Here is an 18,202-nt window from a genome sequence, read left to right as displayed (position 1 = left end):
AATCAGGGCGCTTTTTTACTTATATCTAAAATATATCGACTTATCAACAAAACGAAAAATCTACTCTTTATATCTCACCGGTTCATTTCGAATAATAAATAAATGAATCGGTAAGAACACCGAAAATGTGATTACATGAATAATCGTAAATAATATAGAGTTCGTTCCATATCTGTCTAAAATAGCGTAGATAAGATAAATAGACAATACAATCGATACAGCTGTTGCTAGTAAACTTATAATTGGTACGAAATTAAAAATGAAACATGCAACATATATACCGAATACTTTCCACCCTGCTTCTTCTTTCAAAAAATCTGGTAATTTATCTTTCGCTAAGTCACCCCACGTCTTACTATTCAAAAACGGAATAAACGCAAGCACCCCGTCCGTTGCACCATCATTTTTCGCCATCGAATAAAGTGCAAAAGCCGTTAACAAATATGAAATAATTGCCCAAATCAATATAACAAGAATAAACGCAAAACTAAGAGCAAAGAAACCTGCTAGTACGCCTTGATCCTCCATCTTATCCTCTCCTCTCTACTTTCAACATATTTCATTACATTGCAAGTTATGTTTTAAAATTTATCCAAACTCTTTGTATAATAAGAGAAGAAAGAGAATAAGAGAGGAGAAACACTTATGCATCCATTTGTAAAAGCATTACAAGAGCATTTCACAGCTCATAAAAATCCTGAAAAAGCAGAACCTATGGCTCGTTATATGAAAAATCACTTCCCATTTCTAGGTATTCAAACACCGGAAAGACGCCAATTATTAAAAGACGTCATTCAAATACATACTCTCCCAGATAAAAAAGACTTCCAAATTATCGTACGTGAGCTTTGGGACTTACCAGAACGTGAATTCCAAGCGGCCGCACTTGATATTATGCAAAAATATAAAAAGCATATAAACGAAACTCATATCCCCTTCTTAGAAAAACTTATTGTCACAAAATCTTGGTGGGACTCTGTCGATAGCATCGTCCCTACATTCTTAGGTACTATCTTTTTAAAACACCCAGAATTGATTTCTGCTTATATTCCAAAATGGATTGCATCAGATAACATATGGTTACAACGCGCCGCTATTTTATTCCAACTGAAATATAAACAAAAGATGGATGAAGAACTTCTTTTCTGGATTATTGGACAACTACATTCTTCAAAAGAATTTTTCATTCAAAAAGCGATTGGCTGGGTCCTTCGTGAATATGCAAAAACAAATCCGGATGTAGTTTGGGAATACGTGCAAAACAACGAGCTCGCTCCATTAAGTAAGCGTGAAGCAATTAAGCATATTAAAGAAAATTACGGAATAAATAATGAAAAAATAGGCGAGACTCTATCATAGATAGACGCGTTCCTCTATTGAGATTTAAAAAAGAACGTGTTAGAATATGTTCATTATTACTAATATAAGTAGCGATGACGGACTTATAAGTACTTGCATAAAAAGCGATTCAGGGATAGTGAAAGCCTGAAGCCGCAAGGAAACGGCAGTCCCGAGCAATACATGATAAAGTGGATGCACCTTTTGTGTATCAACTAGGGTGGAACCGCGGGCAAACGCTCGTCCCTAGGCAAATAAGCCTTGGGATGAGCGTTTTTTTATGTTCTTTTTAGCTATACTGCTCGTTTCCAAAGTATCAGAGTATGTCATCGCCAATACGTTAACTTTCAAAAGGAGGATTTTCTTATGTATTCAATGGAACAAGTTGTAAACTTAGCGAAACATCGCGGTTTTGTTTTCCCTGGTTCTGAAATTTACGGTGGTCTTGCAAACACTTGGGATTACGGTCCACTTGGAATCGAATTAAAAAATAACGTTAAAAAAGCTTGGTGGAAAAAATTCATTCAAGAATCTCCATACAACGTTGGTTTAGACGCAGCTATTTTAATGAACCCTAAAACTTGGATCGCTTCTGGTCACGTTGGTAACTTCAACGATCCAATGATCGACTGTAAAAAATGTAAAGCTCGTCACCGTGCTGACAAATTAATTGAGGATGCTTTAGATGCAAAAGGCATCGAAATGGTTGTTGATGGTCTTACTTTCGACCAAATGGCTGACTTAATGAAAGAACATGAAGTAAAATGTCCTGATTGCGGTAGTGAAGAATTCACTGAAATCCGTCAGTTCAACTTAATGTTCAAAACATTCCAAGGTGTTACAGAGTCTAGCACAAACGAAATCTTCCTTCGTCCTGAAACAGCACAAGGTATTTTCGTAAACTTCAAAAACGTTCAACGCTCTATGCGTAAAAAGCTTCCATTTGGTATTGGCCAAATCGGTAAGAGTTTCCGTAACGAAATCACGCCTGGTAACTTCACATTCCGTACACGTGAATTCGAACAAATGGAACTTGAATTCTTCTGTAAGCCTGGTGAAGATTTAGAGTGGTTCGCATTCTGGCGTGAAACTTGTAAAAACTGGTTACTTTCACTTGGTATGACTGAAGAGAGCATGCGTCTTCGTGACCACGGTGAAGAAGAGTTATCTCACTATAGTAATGCAACAACTGACATTGAATTCAAATTCCCATTCGGTTGGGGCGAACTTTGGGGCGTTGCATCTCGTACAGACTTCGACTTAAAACGTCACATGGAACACTCAAACGAAGACTTTAACTATATCGATCCACAAACGAATGAGCGTTACGTACCATACTGCATCGAGCCATCTTTAGGCGCAGACCGTGTAACATTAGCATTCTTATGTGATGCATATGAAGAAGAGCAATTAGAAAACGATTCTCGTACAGTTCTTCGTTTCCACCCTGCTTTAGCACCATACAAAGCAGCTATCTTACCATTATCTAAAAAGCTATCTGAAGGTGCTACTGAAGTATTCGCAGAATTAGCTAAAGACTTCATGGTAGACTTTGATGAAACTGGTTCTATCGGTAAACGTTACCGTCGTCAAGACGAAATCGGTACACCATTCTGTATCACATACGACTTCGACTCAGTTGAAGACAAAGCTGTTACAGTACGTGACCGTGATACAATGGAACAAGTTCGTATGCCAATTAGCGAACTAAAAGGTTTCTTAGAGAAGAAAATCCAGTTCTAATTATAAGAAAAAGAGGCTGCTCATAAGAGCGCCTCTTTTTTACTTTTCACGTTTTTCTTTAATTGCTACTGTACATCTTGATATACATAGTAAATCATCATTTTCATCAATAATACGAACATCCCAAACCATTGTCGATTGTCCTCTATGTATCGGTGTTCCGATCGCTGTTACAATTCCATCTTTCTTTGAGCGAATGTGGTTTGCATTAATTTCTAATCCGAAACAAATACATTTTTCTTGATCAATTAAATTGTATGAACCAACACTTGCCACTGTTTCTGCTAATGCAACCGATGCACCGCCATGTAAAAATCCAAATGGCTGATGCGTACGCTCATCAACAGGCATCGTAGCAACCACCTTATCTTCTGTCATCTCTAACAACTCAATTCCAAGTGAATCCATTAAAGTTTTTGCCATATCGCTTCCTCCTTCTCTTGCTTTAATTAAATGTATAATTTTACCTATTTATTTTCAAACTACTTATAACACTTATATAAGGAGGCTTCACCTAAATGAAACAGAAATTTTGTATATTACTGCTTATGTTCTCCTTGCTGACTATTGTACCAAATTGTGCAATAACAGCCAAAGCATCTAACCTGACAATCGATGTTAAGACTGTAACGCAAAAAGGTAAGAAACCTTATATAGAATATCAAATAAATAGGCCTTCTTTTCACAACTTTTCTGACTCTACATTTCAAAATAAGCTCAATTTATACTACAAAAAATCCACTGACAAATTTAAAAACAAATTAGAAAAAGAAGCAAAAAAATACTATAAAGAGACAGAAGGATCTAGTACACCATTTCATCCGTACGTAGCAAATGTTGATTATAAAGTCTCTTTAAACAAACCACCTTTTCTTAGCCTATATGTGAATTACTATCAATATACTGGCGGAGCACACGGTCTTTATACGTGGAAGGCAAATACATTTGATTTAAAAGAAAAAAAGCTACTGCACTTAGACGATTTATTTCAACAAAAAGATAAATATAAAGATGTAATCCGTGCAGAGATTGTAAGACAAATTAAACAAAATGAAAGTATTTATTTTCCTGATGCAACTGAAAAGGTAATGAGTATGAAAAAGTTTCACTTCTTTTTAGAGCCAGACAATCTCGTCATTTATTTCCCTTTATATGAGATTGCTCCGTATTCAAGTGGAATTCCGCAATTTCGTATTCCATATACGTTGTTAAGAGACTATTTAAAGCCTTCTTATCAAAATATTTTGATTGACAACAAGTAAATATTTTAGCTACGATAATGTTAACCTAAAAACAACAGGAGGTTAACATTATGAGAAGATTACATGTTTTAGATTTAGCATTAGCTGCCATGTTCGTTGCTCTTATGGCCATCGGTGCAAATATTGTATCTTGGGCACCTTTCTTACAAGTAGCAGGCATCCCATTATCTATGCAACCATTTTTCGCAATTTTAGCAGGTCTTCTTCTTGGAAGTAGACTTGGTGCCTTATCCATGACTGTATATATGCTCGTTGGCTTAGCCGGCGCACCAATTTTCGCTAACTTCAAAGCTGGATTTGGAGCACTTTTAGATCCTACTGGTGGTTTTATTATCGCATTTATTATCGTTGCTTACGTATCAGGAAAATTAGTAGAACAAAAAGAAAGACCAACATTCATTACATTTGCGATTGCCTCTTTCACAGGAATTATTTTAACTTATATAATCGGTACTACTTACATGTACGGGGCAGTCAATCTCTTTATGGGCGGTAATATGAGCTATAAAGCTGCTTGGATGATTATGATGTGGTTTGCAGTAAAAGATATTGCATTTACAATTATCGGTGCTATTATCGCCCCTCGCATATACTATGCTGTGCGTCGTTCTGCTTATCAGCATTCTCATTCGACGATTTCATAATAAAAAAAATGAGTTATTTCAGTATACTGAAATAACTCATTTTTTATTTTCGACAATATACGACACATATTAAAAATAAATTTTGTTATGATAGTCCAGAAAATCTTATATTTTGTACATTTAATTAAAACAATGTTCTGGAGGAAAGTCAGTGAAACTATCAAAAAACACACTTATTAAAATAGGTGTAGGCGTACTATCTTTACTTTTCATGCTATGTATATACAGAAGTTATACATTATATGGAAACGGCGAGTTAGGAATGAACTATATGCTTGGAAACGGTATAGCATTCTTCTTGCTATTTCTTACTATAATTAGTTTATGCGCGGCTGTAATCTTTATTATCATCGGATTAATTAAGAAAATACGAAAAGTAGCAGCAAAAAAAGTTTTTATAACATCTATAATACTATTTCTTACATCAGTTATATCAATCCTTATTTTCCTCTTCACTATATCAAAAGTAACGAATATAGAGGAAGAATATCAGGCTATTCAAGTTCAAAAGAAAAAAGAAGCTGATTACTTAAAGGCTGCAGCATCTTTTTATAACACCATAGAAACTTTCGAATACTCTGCATCATATGTATTGTCCGAGTATTCAACTACATGGTCAAACGCAATAAATAACCGAAGTGATTTCAATACTGCTCTTAGATCTAAGAAAAAAGAAATTGATCATATGGTTGTAGCTGTAGATGTATTTTATAACGGCATGGGAAGAGATTTAAGGTTGGTCTCTGAGGCTGCAAAAGAACAGCCAAGTAAGTACAAAGAAACCTATGAAGAATATAAAAAAATGTATGGTATTGTGACTGCACTTAATGAACAATCTCAATCTCCAAGCGGTAGTTTAATTACATTTAATCAAAATGTTAATACATTAATTCAAGAATACAAAAAATCTGCCGGAAATATTAATATCGCTATTTCTAATGAAATTAAATCAAAAGCTAATGAATTGAAGCCGACCGATAAAAACTTAAGTTCTAATTAAAGACACTCTCTCTAGAGTGTCTTTTTTTCATAAAAAGTCCCCTTTAGATTGCACAGTAAATTACATATCTCTACTGTACATCCAAAAGGGACTTTACCTATAAATTAAGACTCTTGATTCACTTGTTCTTCTAAAATTTTCTTCATCATTACAACCATGTCATCACGTAATTCTGGGTGTTGCAGGGCCATTTCAATTGTCGTTTGAACGAATCCTAGCTTTTCACCTACGTCGTAGCGCTTTCCTTCGAAATCGTAAGCAAATACACGTTGGATTTCATTTAAGCTTTGGATTGCATCTGTTAATTGAATTTCACCACCAGCACCGACATGTTGCTGTTCTAAGAACATAAAGATTTCAGGCGTTAAAATGTAACGGCCCATAATTGCTAAGTTTGAAGGAGCTGTACCTTGTGCTGGTTTCTCAACGAAATTGCGAACTTGGTAACGACGACCTTCTTGTTCTAATGGATCGATAATTCCATAGCGATGTGTTTCCGACTCTGGAACAGTTTGTACACCAATAACAGAAGAAAGTGTTTTTTCATACTCATCCATTAATTGACGTAAACACGGTTTCTCAGCTTGGACAATATCATCACCTAGTAACACTGCAAACGGCTCATCACCAATGAATTTACGCGCACACCAAACAGCATGTCCTAGTCCCTTCGGCTCTTTTTGACGGATATAATGAATATCTACCATTTTTGAAGAGGCTTGTACTTTTTCAAGCAACTCATATTTTTTCTTCTCTAATAAGTTTTGTTCTAGTTCAAATGCATTATCAAAATGATCTTCAATAGAACGCTTTGTTTTACCAGTAACGATAATAATATCTTCGATACCCGATTTCACTGCTTCTTCTACAATGTATTGGATCGTTGGTTTATCTACTATTGGTAACATTTCTTTCGGCATTGCTTTCGTTGCTGGTAAAAAACGTGTTCCTAATCCAGCTGCTGGGATTATCGCTTTTCTTACTTTTTTCATCACAAAATACCCTCTCTCCTGTCGGAATCAATAGCAATTATTTCCTACATAAAACAAAAGGGAGATTTCGCTCCCTTTTGTTCCTTACTACTTAAAATTACTTTGTATTATAAACGATTCATAATGTCTTCTTTAATAGTAAGTAACTTTTGTTCACTATTTTGTAAAGAACTATCTTTTACACCAAAGTAAAACTTAATCTTCGGCTCAGTTCCAGATGGACGTAGGCAGAACCATGAACCATCCTCTAATTGATATTTTAACACATTTGATTTCGGTAAGTGAATCTCTTCTTTATGTCCATCTTGTAAAGATGTAACGATGCTTGCTTTATAGTCTTCCACTGCTACGACTGTTAAGCCCGCTACTTCTTTCGGAGGATTCTCACGGAACGTTGCCATCATCTCTTGGATTTTTTCAGCTCCATCTTTTCCTTTTAACGTTAACGATACAAGGTCTTCACGGAAGAAACCGTACTTCTCAAATACTTCTAATAGACCGTCATATAACGTTTTCCCTTGTGATTTGTAGTATGCAGCTACTTCACATGCAAATAGGACAGATTGTACTGCATCTTTATCACGGCAGAATGGGCGGATTAAATAACCATAGCTTTCCTCATAACCGAATTGGAATTCATATTGTCCGCTTTCTTCATACTGCCTAATTTTCTCACCGATAAATTTAAATCCAGTTAACGTATCAACTGTATCTAAACCGTATGCTTTCGCAATTGTACGACCAATCTCAGACGTTACGATTGTTTTTAATACGACACCGTTCTCCGGAAGCGTTCCGTTTTCTTTCTTTTGAGATAGTAAGTAATCAAGCATTAATGCACCTGTTTGGTTTCCTGTTAATACTTGGAACTCACCATTATGATTACGCACTGCTACACCTAGACGATCTGCGTCAGGATCAGTTGCGATTAATACATCTGCGCCTACCTTTTCACCATCACGAATGGCATACTCAAACGCTGCGTGCTCTTCTGGGTTCGGTGATTTTACTGTAGAGAAGTTGGGATCTGGTAACTCTTGCTCTTTTACAACTGTCACATCTGTAAACCCAACTTCTTTTAAACCACGGCGTACAGAAATATTTGATGTTCCGTGTAATGGTGTAAAGACGATTTTTAAGTCTTTGCCGACCTTTTGCACCATTTCTTTATTAATGATGACATTGTTCAATTCTGCAGCATATGCATCATCTACTTCTTGTCCAATAATATGTAATAAACCGTCAGCTTTTAATTGCTCTACATCAGCGACTTCAACTGTTAATTCATCTTCTACTGCATTTACGTAGCTAATTAACTCATCTGCTTCTTTTGGAGGTAACTGTCCACCATCTTCACCGTATACTTTGTATCCGTTATATTCAGGTGGATTATGGCTTGCCGTAAGAACGATTCCACTTACTGTATATAAATGACGAACTGCGAAAGAAAGTACTGGCGTTGGACGTAAGCTTTCAAACACATATGTTGTAATACCGCGTGCCCCAAGTGTAGCAGCAACTTCCATTGCGAACTCAGGTGATTTATGACGAGAATCATAGGCTACAACAACACCGCGTTTTTTCGCTTCCTCACCTAATTTTTCAATAAAGCTTGCTAATCCTTTTGTTGCTTTACGAACTGTATATACGTTTAAACGGTTCGTACCAGCACCAAGTTCACCACGCATACCACCTGTGCCAAACTCTAGATTTTTATAAAAGCTATCCTCGATTTTCTTCTCATCTTGCTTCATATTTTCTAGCTGTTCTTTTAATTCTGCATCTAATTGTGCGTAAGAAAGCCAGCGACTAAATTCTTGTTTCCAATTCATTCTTCTCTCTCCTCTCGCTCGTCATACCTTTATTATATGAAAAAAACATGCTGTATCTCAATATTTTATAAAATCTAGCAGGATTTTACTAGGAATATTTGTATACACTATGGTTAAATACTCCACTAAAGGGAATGAGGATTATGCACGAATGGGGCTTGTCAGAAGAGCTCAAAATACAAACAAAGCAAATGATTGAAATTGCTGAAAAAGAACTATCGATTATGAGAAACGCAATCGATAAAGAAGACGAATGTATTTTATGCAAAATGGAAGATATTCATCATATGTTAGCAAATGTACAAACATTGGCAGCTACATACTATATTCAGGCATATTTATCACCTTATACGGAAAGTTCATCTTTTATTACGACAGCTATCCAACATTTAAGCGCTAGAAAACATGGTGCTCTTATCGTTGTGGAACGAAATGAGACGCTTGAAGCTTTCATTCAAACTGGAACGACATTAAACGCTCATTTAACTGCGCCATTACTCGAATCAATATTTTACCCAGGTAACCCTCTTCATGACGGTGCCGTTCTCGTAAAAAATAATCATATAGTCTCAGCTGCTAATATTCTTCCTTTAACGAAAAGTACAGAAGTTGATCCTGAGCTAGGAACACGTCACAGAGCTGCAATAGGCTTATCAGAAAAGAGTGATGCACTTATATTAGTTGTCTCTGAAGAAACGGGCCGTACTTCTTTTGCTTTAAATGGGATTTTGTATACGATTTCTTTATAAACACTTTTTAGCACTTTTTTGAACAGCGCGGTAGTAAATGAAGTTATATCGAATTACCAACAAATACACCTACCACATCAATAAAAAAGGCTGTCTCCAAAATTTGAGACAGCTTTTTCTTCAAAAAATTATTCTTCTACAAAATGCTCGAAAAGTATACGAATTACCTACACCATTGCTCGAGCTGACCTTAAATTATGCGCTCACAGGGATGTCTAAGTACAATAATTATCTCTTCATGGTTTGCTACTCTTGTTGTACTCAAAACATGTTTAGACCTCTTTCATAGCAACTATATTTTTTCTAAAATGCTTCACTTCCAGCTATTATTTTTTATCTATTTTTAAGAAATAGTAAAAAAGGGTACTTTAGAAATCCTATCTAAAGTACCCTTTTATTAAAAATCTATTTTATTATAAAGAATAATTGGAGACTGCAAAATGATAAAAATATAGCATACTTTCAAAGTTATTTATAATTATTAATATTAATATTAAACATAAAGCAACTACTTTTACACGTCTCATCACTTTAAAACCATATGCCAATAATAACGGTATTGTAAACAGCATATGTGCGCCATAAATAAATGCTTCAGATGCCCCAAAACCAACAATTCCATGTAAAACAATATTAAATAGTAAACAGAAACTTAAAAACCTTACGAAAGGCTCTGTTCTAAAGTTTTTCCATACAGCTACTATTATAAAAGCATACACAGATACAATCACAATCCACCCGATCATAGTATGCGATGGAAGCATATTTAATTGTGCGAATTGCTCACCTTGTCTTAAAGTAACTTCCGAGAATGGTCCAAAGATGAATGAAGATCCTAATAATAGATGAAATACTAATATACCTGATGGCTTAACGTATTCTGGTGAAAAATTCTGTCCTTGCGCAGCAAAGTCCATACTACCCTTTAATCCTTCGATAAGAACTACATTATTTGCGTTCATTACTAATACAAACAGGACCACGACAATAACAATCGAAATACCAGTCCAAATAATTTTTTTCCGTAGTTTCTTATAACTCATCACACTACCTAAAAACCACATAAACGAATTGGTTAATGTAACCCCTGTTATTCCTATTGCCAACAATACATTCGCAATACTAAATCCTATTTTCGCTTCTTTTTCCCCTGTAATAAATGGATAGCATACAAAGCACATAAGTACCAATGTGAAATTTGCATAGCTAAAAGATTCTGGTGTCCACGTAATAACTAACATAGTAGCTGAAAATCCATACATGACCGCTAGTAAAAAAGAAACAATCGTATTCTTACAAATTTTACAGCATAATGTATAAATCATCACTACACTGAGCGCACTTAAAAACGTTTGAATGAATATAATACCATGTACAATATTCCCTACTTTTACTGTCTCCAGCATCCACATGAATTGTTGAATAAAATAATAAAGGAATGGATGTCGGAACCAGGTCGCCGCTGCTATATCTACTTTTTCAAGAAAAAAGGAGATGATATAATACCCTTGATCAAAAGAAAAATAGGTATCAACCACCCACGCTTCATTAAGAAGCTTAGAGTGAGTATCCATTTTCCAACCGATAAAAAAATAAAATGACCAATAAAAAATGAAAAGGACAAGGGCTAATATCCCCTTTCCTTTATAACCATTCCAAATATTCAATACTTCTTCTCCTCTCTACGGTAGAAATAACATAATTAGATGTGCCACGTACCCAATAACTGTTCCTAACACAAGTCCACCAAAAATCTCATGCCAATGATGTCCTTGACGCTCTCTTAATTTTTCTTCTTCCGAACTTATATGTTTATTCAACATTCTTGCATGTTTACCAACTGTACGGCGAAGTCCTGTGGCATCAATGATAACAATTGTTAAAATTGCCATCCCGATTCCAAACATCGGTGTATTAAACCCTTCATGAAACCCTATTGTCATGACCATACTTGATAAAATCGTTGTATGCGTACTAGGAAATCCACCATTTCCAACTAAACGAAAAGCATCTTTTCCAGAACGAAGATAATTCACTAAAAATTTCAATACTCCCGAAGCTACCCAAGCTATAAATGGAAGTATACAATATAAATATGTTCCCATTGCTTTACCTCCTATGATTTTGCAATAAATAAGATGCCAGCTACTATACATACCATTCCAGCAATTTTCATGAAATTGATTGTTTCACCAAATAATAATGCTGACGCAATAATAACAAATACATATCCGAAACTCACCATTGGGTATGCATAACTTAAATCAACCTTTCTCAGCACAATCATCCATAATAATGCACTTAAACCGTAAAAAGCTAGTCCGAAAAAGTTCGGTACGTTAATGAAATTCATAATACCTACAGCCGCTGAACTTTGTGATTTCATTGCACCAAATTTTAATAAAATTTGCCCTACAACTCCCATACCAACTGATAAAATAATCATTAAAAATTGTTGCATCTCTATACTCCTTAACTGTTTATATTCAAAAAATGTTTTATTCCAAATAAAAAACGTTTAAGACACTCCTCTTAAACGTTTTAACAAACCCGAATAGAGTAATTAAAAGTTCAATAGTATAATAATAACTGTTATCGCATATAACAACACTGTTATTAAAATATGCTGATCCTCTAATAAAACTTTATCTGGTTCTCCACCTTTATCTTCCATGTGAACTAAATATAAATAACGAAAAATCCCGTAAATTACAAATGGGATTGTCCACATTAAATAGATACTTTTCCCTGCATTAAAAGTAAAGATAGCATAAGTTACAATAGTTGCCGATGTAACAATTGTACTTAATTGGTCTAACAAAGCAGGAGAATAACTTTCTAATACTTTTCTATGAGAACCTTTATTATTCTGTAACAATACTAATTCATGTCTTCTTTTATTAATAGCCAAGAATAGTGACAGTAATAATGTACATAATAAAAACCACGGTGTAAATGGCACTTGAATAACTAATCCACCGGCCAATGCTCGTAAAACAAATCCAGCTGCAATAATTAAAATATCAATGATTACAACGTGTTTTAAACGAATTGAATACGCTACATTTAAAATAAAATAGACTGCTAATACTAAGCACAACAACGGATTTAATATATATGAAACTACTAAAGACGCTACTAAAATAACACAACCTGCCGTAATAGCAAAGTACGGATTTAATGCCCCCGATGCCATCGGTCGATATCGCTTAACAGGGTGTTGTCGATCTGCCTCAATATCCATAAAATCATTTAAAATATAGACACAGCCAGATATTGCACAAAATAGCGCAAAACAAATTGCAGCTTGTGCCACCATAGTTAAAGATACTTGTTTTATTGAAAAGACTAACGCTGCAAATACAAGCAAGTTTTTAGTCCACTGTTTCGGGCGTAACTGTTTAAAAAACAATACAACTATATTTTGTTGAGATAAAGTTCCTTCCCTCATAATAATAAGAGTGCTTCTATTTTTGTCACTCTCTTCTTTCCCTCCCTATTCAATTGTTATTTACTTCTAATACAGGAAAGATTATATCACATAAGTATAACATTGAAAATCAACTATTAAATACCAATAAAAAAGGCTGCCTCAAAAATTTGAGACAGCCTTTTCTTCAAAAAATTATTCTTCTCCAAAACGCTCCACAAGTGTTGCAAGTGTACGTACCATTGCACCAGTTGCTCCAGCTGGACCTAAGTCGTGCGCGCCTTTTGTTTCTGATGTTCCAGCGATATCTAAGTGTACCCACGGTGTATCTTCAGCGAATTCGCCTAGGAATGTACCTGCCATAACCGCATGTCCTTCACGGCCTGGTGAGTTATTTAAATCAGCAAACTTACTGTTTCTCACACGTTCTTTATCACGATCAAAAATCGGTAGTTGCCAAATTGGTTCATCTGTTTCCATAGAGGCCTCTAGTACTTGCTCAAACAACTCTTCATTATTTGTCATTGCGCCTGTCGTATGGTTTCCAAGTGCAACAATTACACCGCCTGTTAATGTTGCAACATCAACAAGGTAGTTTGCGCCAAGTTTTTTCGCATACGTAATACCATCAGCTAAAGCTAGACGACCTTCTGCATCCGTATTTAATACTTCAATTGTTTTTCCACTCATAGATGTGATTACATCGTCTGGCTTAAATGCCGTACCACTTACAACGTTATCAGTTGAAGGAATAACAGCGATCACATTTTGTTCTGGGCGCAGTTCTCCGATAATTTCCATCGCACCTAATACAGCAGCTGCACCGCCCATATCACCTTTCATACCAACCATGCCTTCACGTGGTTTTAAAGAATAACCACCTGTATCGTATGTAATACCTTTTCCAACGAATCCAATGACATCTGTCCACTCTTCTTTTCCTTTATAAATAAGAGCAATCATTTTGGGTGGCTCTGTACTACCTTGGTTTACTGCAAGTAACGCACCCATACCAAGATCTTCCATCTCTTCTTTTTCAAGAACTTTATAGTCCATATCATACTTCTCCGCTAACTCAACAGCATACTCAGCAAGCTTTGTCGCTGTTAATACGTTTGGCGGCATATTTACAAGTGTACGAGCTGAATTTGTTGCACGTCCATGTACGTAGCCAACTGTTAATGCGGCTTCAATTTCTTGTGCATCTTCCGCTGTAATAGCCGTGAACTTCTCTAACTCTACACGATCCTTTTTATCTGATTTATACGTTTTTAATTCATATGTACCAAGGCCTTGTACCTCTGCTGCAATATGAGCGACATCAATCGCGTCTAATTTCTCTGTTACGAAAGAATCAAGTAAGATTGCTGCATCTTGTACTTTTGCTGCTTGTAGTGTTTTAAACGTTTTTCCAAGAGCCACACGTAACGTTTCTGTCGTATAAGACTCTTTCTTGCCTAAACCAACAAAGTAATACCGTTTCACATTTGTTTTTCCTAAGCTATGTACTTTCGAAATGGCCTTTTTCTTCGTAGATAATTCTTTCTCTTCTAGTAAAACTTGTAATTGTCCTTCAAACGCTTTGTCCAGTTCTTGTACAAAACTACTCATTTTCTCTTCTTCAAATAAAGCGACAATTACTGCTTCGTGACCTGCTAATTCTTTTTGTACTTGAAACATGTTCAGACCCCCTAAATTTCTCTACCACCATTATAACTTTATTTTCGATAAAATGCGACAATTCTAACTACAGTTATATGACGTGTAAAATCTCCTCTATTATGAAATAAGCCAAGAAAAAAAGTCTAGCGTAATTACGACTAGACTATCTTTGCTTTAAATATTGACCACGAAACACTTGCATCGTTTCGTCTTGATTTAACATCGTTAACTCTTCTTCTGTAAACTTACCTTTTCCTACTTTTACTACATACACATTTACTTTTTTCTTACCCCATTGGCTATAAACATCTTTCACCGTATCATAATATAAATCAAGACGGTTTCCTTTTATTGCTCCGCCCTTATCAGCTACTACACCATACCCGTAACCTGGCACGAAGAGAATCGTTCCAATCGGGAATACGCGTAAGTCCGCAGCAATTGTGGAATATAAATCCCTTTTCACTTTAACACCTGAATATGTAATACCATACTCTGGATGCCCTGGCCTCTTACCTGTTGACTCAATCCCCGATGTATAACCTGTTGCAGTCATTTCAATTGAACGATATTTAGACCAGTCGTTTGCCTGCTCTAAAGCATTTATCACTTCTTTACTCGGAGCAACATTTCTCTTAACTTCTGCTGCATGTACTTCTTTTGCACTCATTCCTTCATATGTCTTTACAATCTCTAATAAAGAAACTCCAGTGAAAGCCTTCCATGTTACGCATAATGCAAATGCAAGTAAACAAGTCATCATAATGCGAATACAATATCGTTTTAACATTTTTATATTCCACACTCCTTCATCGTTAATCATTCCCTATACGATGAAGGAATATGCAAAAAATAATCTCCAACTTAGTTGGAGATTAAAACATTTGATATCCGCTTTTCCGAAGTTTCTTGATTACGACTCCTGCTAAAGCAGCCCCTACTAATCCAGTAGATAGAATAAACACGTCTGCTTGTCCTAAGTGCGATACACTTGTCCCAAATGAAGAAAATGTTTCTTTCGGTTTTGAAAAATAATCCCACATACTCGCTTTATTAATAATAAGCATACAAACAATCGGATACACAATAACCATTACCCAAGTAGCTCGCAAAATCATGTTGAGTAAAAATCCAATTCCAAAGAACAAAATAAAAAATAACATCATTGAAATAAGTAGTACCGGTATACTCACTCTTTCTCCCTCTCCTTCGCACGTGCCGTAAATACGTGATAGGCTGTATAACCAAATGGTTCTCCTGGATTTAATGTTTTGTCCACTTCAAGATGTAGTTCTGATCTTCCTTCTAACAAATATTTAATAAGTACAGACGTATTCGGATCGTCCGCAATCTTATCTGGATGTAAGAACGCCACTTCAGACAATTCTTTCTCCTGTACAATAATATTTTCTCCTTCAGGCTCCAAAAGGAAAATAATCATATTATCACTAATTTCATCACGAATAACACCCGATCGAACACCAATGATCCCCTTCACATGAGCGACAATGCCTGTCTCTTCTAACACTTCGCGTTTCACAGCTTCATCAACTGTCTCACCTTCATTTACAAAACCAGCCGGTAAAGACCATTTCCCTTTTAATCCACTGTATTTCTTCTTAACGAATAGCCACCTGCCATCTTTTGTAGCTACTAAGCCACTAACAGCTAACCATACTTTCCCGCGCTTCCCCATGATGCATCCTCCTCCATCCGAACGGACAGAATATTCTTTCTTTTCTATATATTATACTATACTTTTTAATTCGCTGTGAAATTTCCTTTTTTCAAAAAGTGAAAAAACCCATTTTGTCGATATACTGTTAACAAAAAAATATCAAGATGCAGAAATGTAATTATGAAGAAAATAAAACATTTCTCCCATCTTTCTATTGTTATATCGAAAACATGTATTATATGAAAAAAAAGCAGAAACGGCGCTTAGCCGTTTCTGCTTTTTCTACTATATATTAAAAGAACTTTAATTTACCTTTTTTAAGAACTAATAAAGGTCCACCTAATAAGAATAAGTAGCGGTTATCGATTACTTTCTTCATGAAGGAAGCTTTCCAACCTGTTAACTTTTTACCCATAACAACGCCCATTGCATCGTCATGACCTAAAGAACATACAGATCCTTTATTATCGAATGCGAATTTTTTCATTTCGCCCTTGCCACGAACTAATACAGTTAAGTTGTGTGCAATATTGTAACCTTGTTGAATTGCAATTTGTGCTGTTGGTGGGTAAGGACGGTTAATTTCTTCGTTAATGATTAACGCTGCATCACCAACCATGAATACCTCTTCGTATCCTGGAGCGTGCATGTACTCATCAACTTTTACACGTCCGCGCATTGCTTCAAAGCCAGACTCTTCCACAATACCATTACCACGAACACCTGCAGCCCAAACTACTGTTTCAGACTTAATTAATTCAGTATCATCACCATTTGCAACAATAATACCTTCTTCAGTTGCTTCTTTAATTGCTGTACCGATGCGGAATTCTACGCCTTTTTTCTCAAGTTGTTTTACAGCATATTCTACTAATGCTGGATCGAAACCTGGAAGTGCTGTTGGAGCAGCTTCTACACAGATGATACGTGCTTTTTCACGTGGTACATTGTACTGTTTGCAAAGTTCAGGAACACGGTTTGCAAGCTCACCTACGTACTCGATACCAGTAAATCCAGCACCACCAACAACGATTGTTACTAACTCATCGCGTTTTTCATCTGCATATTTAGCGAAACTAGCTTCCATATGCTCACGAATTTCACGAGTTGCATTAATGTTAGCGATTGAGAATGCATGCTCTTTTAATCCTGTAATTCCGAATGTTTCTGATTCGAAACCAAGACCGATTACTAAGTAGTCATACTCTAACTCGCCGTCTTTTAAGATAATACGTTTTTCAGCAGCTTTAATTTCTACTACTGTGTCTTGTACAAAGTTCACTTTATTTGTATCAATAACGTCTTGAATATCTAGACAGATTTTTTCATCTTGTAATGTACCAGCTGCGCTCTCGTGTAACCAAGTCGCTTGGTAGTGATAGCTGTTGTTGTTTACTAACGTAATTTCAGCTTCATTTACAGATAATGCTTTTTGCAGACGAACAGTCGTAATCATCCCGCCATAACCTGCACCTAAAACTACGATTTTTGGAGTCTTCACCAAATCACAACCCTTTTCTTTATATAATAGTAATGAAAAATAATACCAAGTACTAAAAACTCTATTTGTCAAGAATGTGGAATTTATCACATTCTATATCATAACAAAACGCAGTCAAAAAATCGTACGAATTTTGTCATAGAAATTTAACATAATACTTCCCTATATTAGTCGGTTTTATTCCAGAATTCAAGCATCTGGCGAATTATCAATATTTTAAAATAACATAGCGTTTTCAAGGGTTTTTCAGCCTTTTTTTCATGTATTTTCCTTTCTGTATATTTTATACAATATAAAAAGCACCTATGCGAAAACTTACACACAATTCAGTCGTTTTCAGGAGTATTATGAACCCAAATATGCTATCATTT

General features: G+C 35.6%; 19 protein-coding genes. 6 read left to right on the top strand and 13 right to left on the bottom strand.

What is annotated here, in order from left to right; genetic code table 11:
- Positions 1-60: 60 nt before the first annotated feature.
- Positions 61-528 carry a hypothetical protein gene (locus ACS2FK_RS12000; RefSeq protein WP_000390061.1) on the bottom strand — a complete coding sequence of 156 codons (468 nt, stop codon included), beginning with the start codon at positions 526-528 and terminating at the stop codon, positions 61-63.
- A gap of 117 nt (positions 529-645) precedes the next feature.
- Between ACS2FK_RS12000 and ACS2FK_RS11995 the strand changes: the two genes are divergently transcribed.
- Positions 646-1,359, top strand: a complete 714-nt coding sequence (locus tag ACS2FK_RS11995; protein WP_000553300.1) for a DNA alkylation repair protein — start codon at positions 646-648, stop codon at positions 1,357-1,359.
- Positions 1,360-1,704: 345 nt separating this feature from the next.
- The gene (locus ACS2FK_RS11990) at positions 1,705-3,081 is read left to right on the top strand and encodes a glycine--tRNA ligase (RefSeq protein ID WP_000287154.1); all 1,377 of its coding nucleotides are present in this window, start codon (positions 1,705-1,707) and stop codon (positions 3,079-3,081) included.
- Between the two features lie 39 nt (positions 3,082-3,120).
- On the opposite strand, the gene ACS2FK_RS11985 is transcribed toward ACS2FK_RS11990, so the two are convergent.
- The gene (locus ACS2FK_RS11985; RefSeq protein ID WP_001140612.1) at positions 3,121-3,504 is read right to left on the bottom strand and encodes a hotdog fold thioesterase; all 384 of its coding nucleotides are present in this window, start codon (positions 3,502-3,504) and stop codon (positions 3,121-3,123) included.
- 95 nt (positions 3,505-3,599) lie between these two features.
- Here ACS2FK_RS11985 and ACS2FK_RS11980 point away from each other — a divergent pair, with 95 nt between their 5' ends.
- From ACS2FK_RS11980 to ACS2FK_RS11970, 3 genes are all read left to right on the top strand, one after another.
- Positions 3,600-4,343 (top strand): DUF3298 and DUF4163 domain-containing protein, encoded by a 744-nt coding sequence (locus ACS2FK_RS11980; RefSeq protein WP_000810334.1) that lies wholly within the window; start codon positions 3,600-3,602, stop codon positions 4,341-4,343.
- 50 nt (positions 4,344-4,393) lie between these two features.
- Positions 4,394-4,987 (top strand): biotin transporter BioY, encoded by a 594-nt coding sequence (locus ACS2FK_RS11975; RefSeq protein WP_001253379.1) that lies wholly within the window; start codon positions 4,394-4,396, stop codon positions 4,985-4,987.
- 151 nt (positions 4,988-5,138) lie between these two features.
- Entirely contained in the window at positions 5,139-5,987 is an 849-nt protein-coding gene (locus ACS2FK_RS11970; protein WP_048538404.1) for a hypothetical protein, read from the top strand.
- Between the two features lie 104 nt (positions 5,988-6,091).
- On the opposite strand, the gene galU is transcribed toward ACS2FK_RS11970, so the two are convergent.
- Both galU and ACS2FK_RS11960 read right to left on the bottom strand, forming a co-directional pair.
- A complete protein-coding gene (galU, locus tag ACS2FK_RS11965; RefSeq protein ID WP_000757822.1) occupies positions 6,092-6,979 on the bottom strand; it encodes a UTP--glucose-1-phosphate uridylyltransferase GalU in 888 nt (295 codons plus the stop codon).
- A gap of 107 nt (positions 6,980-7,086) precedes the next feature.
- Positions 7,087-8,811, bottom strand: coding sequence for a phospho-sugar mutase (locus tag ACS2FK_RS11960; RefSeq protein ID WP_001104228.1), 1,725 nt, complete (start codon positions 8,809-8,811; stop codon positions 7,087-7,089).
- Positions 8,812-8,954: 143 nt separating this feature from the next.
- Between ACS2FK_RS11960 and cdaS the strand changes: the two genes are divergently transcribed.
- On the top strand, positions 8,955-9,560 hold the full coding sequence (gene cdaS, locus ACS2FK_RS11955; RefSeq protein ID WP_000545250.1) for a sporulation-specific diadenylate cyclase CdaS: 606 nt from the start codon (positions 8,955-8,957) through the stop codon (positions 9,558-9,560).
- A 413-nt stretch (positions 9,561-9,973) separates the two neighbouring features.
- Here the strand turns inward: cdaS and ACS2FK_RS11950 are convergent, their stop codons facing one another.
- The 9 genes from ACS2FK_RS11950 to ACS2FK_RS11910 all read right to left on the bottom strand — a co-directional run bounded on the left by ACS2FK_RS11950 (position 9,974) and on the right by ACS2FK_RS11910 (position 17,831).
- On the bottom strand, positions 9,974-11,227 hold the full coding sequence (locus ACS2FK_RS11950; RefSeq protein ID WP_001028674.1) for a DUF6080 domain-containing protein: 1,254 nt from the start codon (positions 11,225-11,227) through the stop codon (positions 9,974-9,976).
- A gap of 15 nt (positions 11,228-11,242) precedes the next feature.
- Positions 11,243-11,665, bottom strand: coding sequence for a divergent PAP2 family protein (locus ACS2FK_RS11945; protein ID WP_000537660.1), 423 nt, complete (start codon positions 11,663-11,665; stop codon positions 11,243-11,245).
- Between the two features lie 11 nt (positions 11,666-11,676).
- Positions 11,677-12,021 carry an EamA family transporter gene (locus ACS2FK_RS11940; protein WP_001183889.1) on the bottom strand — a complete coding sequence of 115 codons (345 nt, stop codon included), beginning with the start codon at positions 12,019-12,021 and terminating at the stop codon, positions 11,677-11,679.
- A gap of 102 nt (positions 12,022-12,123) precedes the next feature.
- The gene (locus ACS2FK_RS11935) at positions 12,124-13,011 is read right to left on the bottom strand and encodes a decaprenyl-phosphate phosphoribosyltransferase (protein WP_001206693.1); all 888 of its coding nucleotides are present in this window, start codon (positions 13,009-13,011) and stop codon (positions 12,124-12,126) included.
- A gap of 174 nt (positions 13,012-13,185) precedes the next feature.
- Positions 13,186-14,670 (bottom strand): cytosol aminopeptidase, encoded by a 1,485-nt coding sequence (pepA, locus tag ACS2FK_RS11930; protein WP_063548925.1) that lies wholly within the window; start codon positions 14,668-14,670, stop codon positions 13,186-13,188.
- Positions 14,671-14,815: 145 nt separating this feature from the next.
- A complete protein-coding gene (locus tag ACS2FK_RS11925; RefSeq protein WP_002094181.1) occupies positions 14,816-15,442 on the bottom strand; it encodes a 3D domain-containing protein in 627 nt (208 codons plus the stop codon).
- A gap of 85 nt (positions 15,443-15,527) precedes the next feature.
- On the bottom strand, positions 15,528-15,845 hold the full coding sequence (locus ACS2FK_RS11920) for a YuiB family protein (protein WP_000027016.1): 318 nt from the start codon (positions 15,843-15,845) through the stop codon (positions 15,528-15,530).
- Positions 15,842-16,348: an NUDIX hydrolase gene (locus ACS2FK_RS11915; protein WP_000517993.1), complete on the bottom strand. Its 507-nt coding sequence runs from the start codon at positions 16,346-16,348 to the stop codon at positions 15,842-15,844. Before ACS2FK_RS11915 ends, ACS2FK_RS11920 begins: the two co-directional genes overlap by 4 nt.
- Before the next feature lie 274 nt (positions 16,349-16,622).
- Positions 16,623-17,831: an NAD(P)/FAD-dependent oxidoreductase gene (locus tag ACS2FK_RS11910; protein ID WP_000856602.1), complete on the bottom strand. Its 1,209-nt coding sequence runs from the start codon at positions 17,829-17,831 to the stop codon at positions 16,623-16,625.
- Positions 17,832-18,202 lie beyond the last annotated feature (371 nt).

Origin of the sequence: Bacillus cereus group sp. BceL220 (genome assembly GCF_051776965.1) — a bacterium.
Taxonomy (GTDB): Bacteria; Bacillota; Bacilli; order Bacillales; family Bacillaceae_G; genus Bacillus_A; species Bacillus_A cereus.
Note: the sequence above shows the minus strand (reverse complement) of the source record. Positions and strands in the feature narration are given on the sequence as shown.

What these genes read in the sequence shown, in the direction of transcription:
- ACS2FK_RS11985 (WP_001140612.1), bottom strand. Translation starts at nt 3,504, where the DNA reads ATGGCAAAAACTTTAATGGATTCACTTGGAATTGAGTTGTTAGAGATG.
- ACS2FK_RS11940 (WP_001183889.1), bottom strand. Translation starts at nt 12,021, where the DNA reads ATGCAACAATTTTTAATGATTATTTTATCAGTTGGTATGGGAGTTGTA.
- galU (WP_000757822.1), bottom strand. Translation starts at nt 6,979, where the DNA reads ATGAAAAAAGTAAGAAAAGCGATAATCCCAGCAGCTGGATTAGGAACA.
- ACS2FK_RS11975 (WP_001253379.1), top strand. Translation starts at nt 4,394, where the DNA reads ATGAGAAGATTACATGTTTTAGATTTAGCATTAGCTGCCATGTTCGTT.
- ACS2FK_RS12000 (WP_000390061.1), bottom strand. Translation starts at nt 528, where the DNA reads ATGGAGGATCAAGGCGTACTAGCAGGTTTCTTTGCTCTTAGTTTTGCG.
- ACS2FK_RS11935 (WP_001206693.1), bottom strand. Translation starts at nt 13,011, where the DNA reads ATGAGGGAAGGAACTTTATCTCAACAAAATATAGTTGTATTGTTTTTT.
- pepA (WP_063548925.1), bottom strand. Translation starts at nt 14,670, where the DNA reads ATGTTTCAAGTACAAAAAGAATTAGCAGGTCACGAAGCAGTAATTGTC.
- ACS2FK_RS11925 (WP_002094181.1), bottom strand. Translation starts at nt 15,442, where the DNA reads ATGTTAAAACGATATTGTATTCGCATTATGATGACTTGTTTACTTGCA.
- cdaS (WP_000545250.1), top strand. Translation starts at nt 8,955, where the DNA reads ATGCACGAATGGGGCTTGTCAGAAGAGCTCAAAATACAAACAAAGCAA.
- ACS2FK_RS11980 (WP_000810334.1), top strand. Translation starts at nt 3,600, where the DNA reads ATGAAACAGAAATTTTGTATATTACTGCTTATGTTCTCCTTGCTGACT.
- ACS2FK_RS11945 (WP_000537660.1), bottom strand. Translation starts at nt 11,665, where the DNA reads ATGGGAACATATTTATATTGTATACTTCCATTTATAGCTTGGGTAGCT.
- ACS2FK_RS11995 (WP_000553300.1), top strand. Translation starts at nt 646, where the DNA reads ATGCATCCATTTGTAAAAGCATTACAAGAGCATTTCACAGCTCATAAA.
- ACS2FK_RS11960 (WP_001104228.1), bottom strand. Translation starts at nt 8,811, where the DNA reads ATGAATTGGAAACAAGAATTTAGTCGCTGGCTTTCTTACGCACAATTA.
- ACS2FK_RS11990 (WP_000287154.1), top strand. Translation starts at nt 1,705, where the DNA reads ATGTATTCAATGGAACAAGTTGTAAACTTAGCGAAACATCGCGGTTTT.
- ACS2FK_RS11915 (WP_000517993.1), bottom strand. Translation starts at nt 16,348, where the DNA reads ATGGGGAAGCGCGGGAAAGTATGGTTAGCTGTTAGTGGCTTAGTAGCT.